The organism is Roseisolibacter sp. H3M3-2 (assembly GCF_029211165.1).
GTDB lineage: Bacteria > Gemmatimonadota > Gemmatimonadetes > Gemmatimonadales > Gemmatimonadaceae > Roseisolibacter.
Window position 1 is genome coordinate 2839 of the sequence record NZ_JARGEK010000200.1, and the last position, 5955, is coordinate 8793.

The following is a 5955-nucleotide window of genomic DNA, read 5'->3' on the forward strand; positions in this document are numbered from 1 at the left end:
TGCGGTTTTCGATCCGCAGCCCGCAGCCCGCAGCCCGCACCTAGCGCTCCAGCCGGAACCCCGGATCGACCGCCGGCCGGGTCGGGGTCTCGGAGACTGCCCACCCGGTCGCGTACATCCACCGCGTCATGCGGGCCAGCTTGGCGACGTCGATGCGCGCCGGCTCGTCGCGGGGGGTGTGGTAGTCGGGGTGCAGGAGCGTGGTGAAGAAGAGCGACGGGATCCCCGCGCGGGCGTAGGGGAGGTGGTCGCTCCGGAAGTACCACCCCTCCGGGTGCGTCGGCCGGTCCCAGCTGGAGTCGACCACGAAGCGCGTGTCGCGCGCGTTGGCGGCCAGCGCCTGGTTCACCAGCGCCGTCGAGTTGCGGTGCGGCGGCTGGCTGCCGAGGAGGGCGGCCGTGTCGGGGTGGTTGCGGCCGATCATGTCGCCGTTGAGCACCGCGACGATCGACCCCTTCGGCACCGTGGGGCGCTGGGCGTACCAGCGCGAGCCGAGGAGGCCGCGCTCCTCCGCGCCGTGCCAGACGAAGAGCGCCGAGCGGCGGCCCGGCGCGCGCGTCCAGGCGCGGGCGATGGCGAGCATGGCGACGCTCACCGTGGCGTTGTCGTCGGCGCCGTTCCAGATCGAGTCGCCGGCGACGGGCTGGCGCACGCCGTCGTGGTCGTGGTGCCCGCTGAACAGCACGTGCTCGCCGCGCAGCGTGCTGTCGCGCCCCGGGGCCACGGCGACGACGTTGGCGCTCGGGAAGACGAAGCTCTCGGCGCGCAGCGACAGGGTGAGGCGCCTGGCCCCGCGCACGCGCGCGGCGTCGGCGGCGCGCACCCACACCGCCGGCACGCGCGCCGTCGGCCGCTCGGCGCCCGCGGAGTCGAGCGCGTAGGTGCCGCGGCGCAGCTGCGCGAGCATCGACGGGAAGACCGCGTCGGTCGAGTCGTCGGCGACGAGGATCACGGCCGCGGCGCCGGCGTCGGCGAGGGCGGCGACGCGCTCGCGGATCGCGGCGTTGGCGTAGCGCCACTCGCGCAGCGAGATCCACGACACCGGCGGGCGCGCCGGCGCGACGAGCTGCGCGGCGACCGCCATCCCGCGCAGGTCCTGGCGGCGGAGCGCGTCGCCGGTGGCGGCGCCGACCCACACCAGCGGCACCTGCGACAGCTGCGCGTCGACCGGGGCGACGACCGCCGCGTCGCGCCACACGTCGAGCGGGGCGCCGTCGAGCACGACGCGCGCGCCGTCGGCGACGCGCAGCCGGCGCACCGGGAACCACTGCAGGTACGAGCCGTCCTCGCCGGCGGGGCGGAGCCCGGCCTCGCGCGCGCGCTCGGCGGTCCAGGCGGCGGCGCGCAGCTCGTCCATGGCGCCCCCCTCGCGCCCGCGCATGGCGTCGCCGGCGAGGGCGAACAGGTCGCGCCGCAGCTGCGCCGTGTCGATCGCCGCGAGCGCCGGCGGGGCCTCGGGGGTGAGGGGCGGCGGGGGCGCCTGGCGGAGGCCGGGGAGGTACTGGCACCCCGAGGCGGCGAGCAGGGCGACGAGCGGCGACAGGCGGCGCATGGACGGCGGGTCGGGGACGGCGCGCCGCGCGGGAGGCCGCGGCGCTCCCCGACAACTAAGCCGGCGTCCCGAGACGGCTCAACGCCGCGGGAGGCCGCTCCACCGCATCTCGTTGGTGCCGCGGAAGCCGAGCCGCTCGTACAGCGGGCGCCCGTCGTCGGACGCGTGGAGGATCACGCTCGACAGCCCGCGCGTCTCGGCCCACGCGAGCAGCGCGCGCATCAGCCGCTCGGCGAGCCCGCGGCGGCGCCACGCGGGGTCGGTGTAGACGTTGATGACGAGCCCCTGCTCGCCGAACCGCACCGCGCGCCCGCCGTCGACCGGGAAGGGGAGCTGCTCGCGCAGCAGCACGCCGGCGCCCGCGACCACGCGCCCGGGGTGCGCCGCCGACTCCAGCAGCCAGCCGACGTAGCGCCCCTCGGCGAGCGCGGGCCCGAGGCGCGCGGCCGTCTCGTCGACCATCGCCGCCACCGCGTCGGGGTGCAGCTGCCCCATGTCCGCCCACATCGCGGCGCGGTGCTCGGCGATCAGGCGGACGTCGGACGCGCCGGCGAGGCGGAGGACGAATTCGTCGGGGAGGGGATCGGGCATCTTCTCTTGATGGTCCTGCGACCTGCGACCTGCGAGGGCACCCGGTCGCAGGTCGCAGGTCGCAGGTCGCAGGTCAGAAGGTTCCGCCGAGGAACACCGCGTTCGCGAACAGCGGCAGCATCCCGCGCCACTGGTCGCGCATGTTCGGGTCGGCGGCGAAGCCGATGACGCGGCCCTGGCCGACGCGCTCGGTCCAGAGCCAGGGGGAGCCGCCGATGCGCTGCGCGGACTCGGGCCAGAAGAAGCCGGCGATGCGCACGCGCGCGGCGGGGGCGAGGCGGGCGGCGAGCTCGCCGGGGCGGGCGTCGCGCGGGGCCTGGTAGACGGTGGCGCCGTTGGCGAGCGCGGGGAACTCGCGCTCCTCGACGCCGGCGAGCAGCGGCGAGAGCGAGTCGCCGAGCACGCGCACCGCGGCGCCGGGGATGCGCGGCGGGAGCGGCGCGCCCGGCTCGCCGTCGGCGCGGGCGCGGGCGAGCTTGGTGCGCAGGCGCGAGAGCCCGGCGCGCTCGGTGGCGAGCCACGCCGTCGCCTCCTCGAGCGTCACCAGCACGCCGCCGCCGCGCACCCACTGCTGCACGCGCTCGCGCCCCGCGTCGCCGAGCGCGCGGTCGATCCCGCCGGCCGACGACGACGGCACGACCAGCACGTCGAAGCGCGCCAGCGCGCCGCCGGCCACGGCGCCGCCGTCGATGGCGGTGGTCGGGTAGCGGAGGCGCTGGTCGAAGGCGTACCACGTCCAGCCGAACGACTGGCCGCCGATCCCGTCGCCGGCGAGCAGCGCGACGCGCGGCGCGCGCACCGGGACGACGGAGCCCGAGCCGAGGTCGGTGCCGGCGTCCACGAGGCCGGTCGTCAGCGGCGCGACGTCGGCGCCCGACGCGGCGGCGTGGCGGCGCACCTTGGCGTGCACCGAGCTGTCGTTGGCGCCGACGCGCACCACGAACGCGCCGCGCGGGAAGCGCGACTGGCCCACCGAGAAGCCGTTGGGCGCGAACCAGATGCGCACCGAGTCGGCGAGCAGGCCGCCGAGCAGGCGGAGCGACGCCTCGCTGCCCGGGGCGAAGGCGTAGCCGTAGCCGCCGGTCGGCACCTCGCCGGCGGCGCGCGCGGAGAGCGCGGCGAGGGTGTCGGAGGCGGGGACGCCGGCGCGCACCGCCCACGCGCGCACGCGCCAGGTGTACGGGAGCGCCCACGCGGTGACGTCGTAGAAGCGGTCGGGCTGCCCGGTGCGGCGCGCCTCGAACTCCTCCTTCACGAACGCCGAGTCGAGCACCGCCTCGGGCTCGAGCAGCGCGCGCGCCATGCGCCCCTGCGGCTGCGCGAGGTCGACGACGTAGGCGCCCGCCGGCACGCTCACGCTCCCCGACCCGCCGGCCCACAGCGGCGTCGCGTCGGCGAGGGTCAGCGCGCCGCGCGCCTGGCGCACTGAGATGCCGTTGGCGATCAGCTGCGCGGCCAGCGAGTCGGCGCGCCCCTGCGCGTCGCGCTGCAGCACGACGCTGCGGATGGTCGTCAGCCCGGGGCCGCCGGCGCCGCCGCGCACGGCGTCGGTGATCGCCGAGAGGCGCGACTCGAGCAGGTCCTTCACGCGCGCGGCGCGGGTGGCGGCGCTGACCTTGAGCGTCGCCCAGGCGGCGGCGTAGTGGTGCGACGCCGCGTCCTGCAGGGTGAGCACGGTGCCGTCGGTGCGGCGGATCGCGCCGCCGGCGCTCGACGCCTGCTCGTACGTCATGCCGGTCGCGCCGGCGAGCAGGGGCCAGCTCTCGCCGAAGCCGGGGTAGAACTCGTCGTAGCGCTCGCGGCGGAAGTACGCCCACCCGTTGCGGTCGAACGCGGCCGCGTTGCCGGCGGCGAAGGCGTTCCAGGCGTCGACCGCGCGCGGCGGCATCAGCTTGTGCACCGGGTCGGCCGGCGGCGGGAAGTAGTACGTCGAGTTCGTCCCCATCTCGTGCAGGTCGGCCGCGACGTGCGGCATCCACGCGAGCATGGTGGCGACGCGCCCGCGCGTCTCCGGGTGCGACTGCGTGTACCAGTCGCGGTTCAGGTCGAAGTAGTAGTGGCTCCCGCGCGGCCCCGGCCACGAGCCGCTGTGGATCGTCGCCGACGGGTCGGCGGGCGCGCCGAACGCGGTGCGGCGGCGCATCACGTCCTGCGCGTGCCGCTCGTGCCCGTCGGGGTTCTGCAGCGGGTCGAGGATCACCACCACCGAGTCGAGCACGCCGCGCGTCTCGGCGTCGCGCCCGGCGGCGAGGCGGTAGAGCACCCCCATCCCCGCCTCGGCGCCCGACGCCTCGTTGCCGTGGACGGTGAAGCCGAGCCACACCACGGCGGGCATCCGCCGCTCGAAGTCGGCGCGCTGCGCGGCCGTCATCAGCCGCGGCTCGGCCTGGCGGCGCGCGTCGGCCTCGATCTCGGCGAGGCGGGCGCGGTTCGCCTCGCTCGCGACGATCACGCGCAGCACCTCGCGCCCCTCGAAGGTGCGGGCGACGGTGTCGAGGCGCACGCGCTGCGGCGCGGCGAGGGCGACGCGCTCGACGTAGCGCGCCAGCAGGTGGTGCGGCGTGAAGCGCTCGCCGAGCGGGTAGCCGAGCACCGCCTGCGGCGTCGGGACGGCGGGGTCGTAGGTGGCGGTCTCGTTCCTCGCGAGGGCGTGCTGCGCGTGGGCGGGTGCGGCCGCGGCGGCGGCGATCGCCAGGGCGAGCGTCGAGCGTCGAGCGTCGAGCGGGAGGCGGGTCATCAGAACGTGCTGCCGAGGAAGAGGGCGTTCGCGAACAGCGGGAGGAGGCCGCGCCAGAGGTCGCGGAAGTTCGGGTCGCCGGCGAAGGCGACGATCCGCCCCTGGCCGAGCCGCTCGGTCCAGAGGTACGGGGAGCCGGCGACGCGCGCCGGCATCTCGGGCCACAGGTAGCCGGCGACGCGCAGGCGCGCGGCGGGCGCGTGGCGCAGCACGACCTCGCCGGGGCGCAGGTCGCGCGGCGCGTCGAACACGCGGTCGGAGAAGAGGAGCACCGGCAGCTCGCGCGCGTCGACGCCGGCCATGAGCGGCGACAGCGAGTCGGCGACCGCGCGCACCGCGGCGCCGGGGATGTCGCCGGCGAGCGCGGCGCCGTCGCCCGCGGGGGCGCTCGCGCGCTTGAAGCGCGACCACGCCTGGCCGGCGAGCCACGCCGTCCCCGCGTTGAGCGTCACCAGCGTGCCGACGCCGCGCACCGACGCGGCGACGCGCACGCGCCCCGCGTCGCCGAGCGCGCGGTCGAGCGCGGGGCCCTGCACCGACGGGACGACCAGCACGTCGAAGTCGCCGAGCGCGCCGCCGGCGACCGCGGCCGCGTCGAGCGCGGTGGCGGCGTAGCCGACGCGGTGGTCGAGCGCGAACCACGCGAAGCCGTACGACGTCCCGGTCACCGGCGCGCCGCCGAGGAGGGCGACGCGCGGCGCGCGCACGGGGACCACGGAGCCGGAGCCGAGGTCGGTGCCGGCGTCGACGAGCCCGGTGGCGAGCGACGCGACGGCGGCCCCCGACTCGGCGGCGCGGCGCGCGACCTTCGCGTGCACCGAGCTGTCGTTGGCGCCGACGCGCACGACGAAGGCGCCGCGCGGGAAGTCGGCGGTGCCGACGCGGAAGCCGTTGGGCGCGTGCCAGACGCGCACCGAGTCGGCCAGCACGCCGGCCAGCCAGCGGATCGCCGCCTCGCTGCCGGGGGCGACGGCGTAGGCGTAGCTCGCGCGCGCCGGCGCGGCGCAGCGCGCCGGGCCGGCCAAGTCGGATCGTAGCCATGTCGTTCTGTGAGCCAAGGAGTTGAGACCACGAT

The 5955-nt window shown here is 77.4% G+C and carries 4 protein-coding genes; all 4 read right to left on the bottom strand.

Features of this window, described 5'->3' with window-relative positions; translation table 11 throughout:
- Positions 1-40 precede the first annotated feature (40 nt).
- Entirely contained in the window at positions 41-1552 is a 1512-nt protein-coding gene (locus tag PYV61_RS15845; RefSeq protein WP_275833302.1) for a M28 family peptidase, read from the bottom strand.
- 78 nt (positions 1553-1630) lie between these two features.
- The gene (locus PYV61_RS15850) at positions 1631-2143 is read right to left on the bottom strand and encodes a GNAT family N-acetyltransferase (RefSeq protein ID WP_275833304.1); all 513 of its coding nucleotides are present in this window, start codon (positions 2141-2143) and stop codon (positions 1631-1633) included.
- Between the two features lie 73 nt (positions 2144-2216).
- Positions 2217-4880: a M14 family zinc carboxypeptidase gene (locus PYV61_RS15855; protein WP_275833306.1), complete on the bottom strand. Its 2664-nt coding sequence runs from the start codon at positions 4878-4880 to the stop codon at positions 2217-2219.
- Positions 4880-5955, bottom strand: a 1076-nt coding sequence (locus PYV61_RS15860; protein WP_275833308.1) for a hypothetical protein, incomplete at its 5' end; no start/stop codon positions are given. The genes PYV61_RS15855 and PYV61_RS15860, both read right to left, overlap by 1 nt.